Here is a 3,177-nt window from a genome sequence, read left to right as displayed (position 1 = left end):
GCCGTCGAGGACGGCGAGGAGTTGCCGGCCGCGTCCTGCTGCATGGCGCTCACGCTCCGGGTACCGGCACGGGCGGCGGCGCCCGTCGTCGTGCACGCCCACCGGCCGTCCGCCCCGACCTCGGCACGGCACACCGGTGAGCGGTCGAGGTACACCGTGAGGACCGCGCCGGGCTCACCGGTCCCGCGCACGGTGAACGGCTGCGAGCGCACGCGCTCGTCGGACCCCGGCGCCGTGACGACCGGCGCTGCCGGGGCGGTCCGGTCGACCACGATCGTCCGCGGGGCGGACGGGGCGCTCCGCAGGTCCGAGCGGAAGCCGCTCGCGGTGCTCGCGGTCTGGGCTGCGGAGACCGTCACGCGGCCGTCCCGGGTGTCGCCGGGCAGCGTGACCGTCCAGTGGCCGCTGGCGTCCACGCGTGCGGTGCGGTCCGCCGGGGAGCCGGCGACCGACACGGCCACGGTGGCTCCCGGGAGACCGGTGCCGGACACGGGACCGGACGTCGGTCGGTCCGTGGTGACGGCCGGCGGGACCACGACGTCGGACGCCGGCGCGCGGGAGGACCCGAGCGTGGTGTCCGTCTCGTCGGTCACCGTGAAGACCTGCTGCGGACCCGAGCGCACGGTGGCGATGCACGCCCAGGAGCCGTCCGACGCGACCGCTGTCGCGCATCCGGTCGAGCCGGTGGTCGCCGGACCGGAGACGCGCACCTGGTGCCCGGGGGTGCCGCTGCCGTGGAACCGGACGGTGGCGGTCGTGACGTCACCGGGATCGGCGATGGTCGGGCGGACGGCGGGACGGTCCGTCGGGGACGGCGAGGGGGAGTCGGTGTCCGGCGGCAGCGTGCCGAACTGGGGGAAGGGCGTCGGGGACGCCGTCCGGGCTCCGACGTCCTGCTGCGGCGCGGTGGTCGCCGTGGGGGCGGGCGGCGCGACGGTCGCCGCGGAGGCGGGTGGTGCGGCGAGCAGGACCGCTCCGGCCGTCATCACGATCACCAGCGCCGCGGTCAGCAGTCCGGTCCGCGATCGGGGTCGACCGACGGGACCGCCGCCTCCGACCGTCCTCGTCTGCACGTTGTCCCCGAGCGTGTCCACCACCTCCATCACACGTGATGATCGGGCTCGGGTCAATCCACCACCCGGATGATGTGTCCCGCGACGTGTGCTCGTACCCACGCTCGGGTGGAGGTCGCCGCACGGCTGGTGTACGCCACTCGGGAATCACCCGTGAACCATCCTGCGGGAACGGGTCGGTCCGGTGCGCCTCGGTACACTCGTGGACGGTCGTTCCACGGCCACGCACCGGTCGCTGTCCCACCGCGCCGGACCCGACGCGCAAAGGAGTACGCCCAGATGGACACCGGACTCGTCACGACGCTGATCGTCGTCGGAGTGGTGGTGGTCCTGCTCGTCGTGATCGGGATCTACCTCTGGGTGACCTACAACTCGCTCGTCACGCTGAAGCTGCGCGTGGACGAGGCGTGGAGCGACATCACGGTGCAGTTGAAGCGCCGCGCGGACCTCATCCCCACGATCGTCGACACGGTGAAGGGGTACGCCGCGCACGAGAAGTCCGTCTTCGAGTCGGTGACGCGCGCCCGGGCCGAGACCCTCGGCGCCGGTGACGCCTCGAGCGCCTCCGTGGCAGAGGGACACATGCAGAAGGCCCTGAAGAGCGTGTTCGCCGTCGCCGAGGGCTACCCGCAGCTGCAGTCGAGCCAGAACTTCCTGCAGCTGCAGTCGGAGCTCGTCGACACCGAGGACAAGATCCAGGCCGCACGACGCTTCTACAACGGTGGCGTGCGTGAGCTGAACACGAAGATCCGGGTCTTCCCGAACTCGACGTTCGCGAAGAGCAAGGGCTTCACCGAGGCGACGTTCTTCGAGACGGCCGAGCCCGCGGCGATCGCCGAACCGCCGCGCGTCCAGTTCTGACCTCGACGAGGGCGGCCTGACCCGTGTACAGCGCCATCGCGCGGAACAAGCGCAACACCGTCGTCATCATCCTGGTCTTCCTGATCATCGTCGGGGCACTCGGGTTCCTGGGCGGCTACCTCGCGGGCAACGTCTCGGTCGGCGTCATCGTCCTCCTGGTCGCACTCGGGTACGCGCTGCTCCAGTACTTCCTGGCCGGACGACAGGCCACGGCCATCGCGGGCGGCATCGAGATCGACCGGAACACGGAACCGCGGCTCTGGCGGACGGTCGAGAACCTGGCGATCACCAACGGCATGCCGATGCCACGGGTGTTCGTCATCGAGGACCCGGCGCCCAACGCCTTCGCCACCGGTCGTGACCCGGAGCACGCCACCGTCGCGGCGACGACCGGGCTGCTGGCGATCATGGACGACAGCGAACTGCAGGGCGTCATGGCCCACGAGCTCGGGCACGTCAAGAACTACGACATCCGCGTCTCGACGATCGTCTTCGGCCTGGTCGTCGCGGTCGGGTTCCTGGCGGACGTGCTCCTGCGCATCTCGATCTTCAGCGGGTTGAGTGGTCGCGGGCGGAACAACGACAACGGCGGCGGTGGCGGCAACCCGATCCTGATCATCGCGGGGCTCGTCGCGGTGCTCGTCGCCCCGATCGCGGCCGCCGCGGTGCAGGCCGCCGTCTCCCGGCAGCGCGAGTACCTCGCCGACGCCACGGGCGCGCTGACGACGCGGTACCCCGAGGGGCTCGCCCGCGCGCTCGAGAAGCTCGAGGCGTACGGCCGACCGACACGCACGCAGAACTCGTCGATGGCGCACCTGTGGATCGCCGACCCGATGCGCCCGGGTGTGATGGACCGGCTGTTCTCGACACACCCGCCGCTGCCCGACCGGGTCGCTCGACTCCGGGGGAGCCTCGACCGGTTCTGACACAGCGGTCGTCGCGACGCCGGCGTCTGCGCGAGGCGGCCTCGCACCGCGGTCGTCGATACGCGGGCGTGTGCGCGAGACGGCCTCGCACCGTCGAGACGCGGTCGGAAGTCGCGGCGTCTCGACGAAGCCGCGGCGCCTCGCGGAACTCGCGGCGTCTCGCGTGGGCCGAGCCGAGCTGAGCTGAGCTGAGCCGAGCTGAGCTGAGCCGAGCCGAGCTGAGCCGGGTCGTGCCGAGCCACGCCGGGGCCGGACGGGCGAGGCGGACCCACGCCGTGCCTCCCGGCCGGCGGTCAGGCGACCGCGTCGTCCCCGGG

3 protein-coding genes are annotated in these 3,177 nt (G+C 72.2%); 2 read left to right on the top strand and 1 reads right to left on the bottom strand.

What is annotated here, in order from left to right; translation table 11 throughout:
- Positions 1-1,103, bottom strand: a 1,103-nt coding sequence (locus D8M35_RS15910) for an Ig-like domain-containing protein (protein WP_238638278.1), incomplete at its 3' end; no start/stop codon positions are given.
- Positions 1,104-1,352: 249 nt separating this feature from the next.
- On the opposite strand from D8M35_RS15910, the gene D8M35_RS15905 reads away from it, so the two are divergent.
- Both D8M35_RS15905 and D8M35_RS15900 read left to right on the top strand, forming a co-directional pair.
- A complete protein-coding gene (locus tag D8M35_RS15905; protein WP_126892688.1) occupies positions 1,353-1,934 on the top strand; it encodes a LemA family protein in 582 nt (193 codons plus the stop codon).
- 23 nt (positions 1,935-1,957) lie between these two features.
- The gene (locus tag D8M35_RS15900) at positions 1,958-2,860 is read left to right on the top strand and encodes a M48 family metalloprotease (protein ID WP_126892687.1); all 903 of its coding nucleotides are present in this window, start codon (positions 1,958-1,960) and stop codon (positions 2,858-2,860) included.
- Positions 2,861-3,177 lie beyond the last annotated feature (317 nt).

This window comes from Curtobacterium sp. HSID17257 (assembly GCF_003989515.1).
In the GTDB taxonomy this organism is placed as follows: Bacteria; Actinomycetota; Actinomycetes; order Actinomycetales; family Microbacteriaceae; genus Curtobacterium.
Note: the sequence above shows the minus strand (reverse complement) of the source record. Positions and strands in the feature narration are given on the sequence as shown.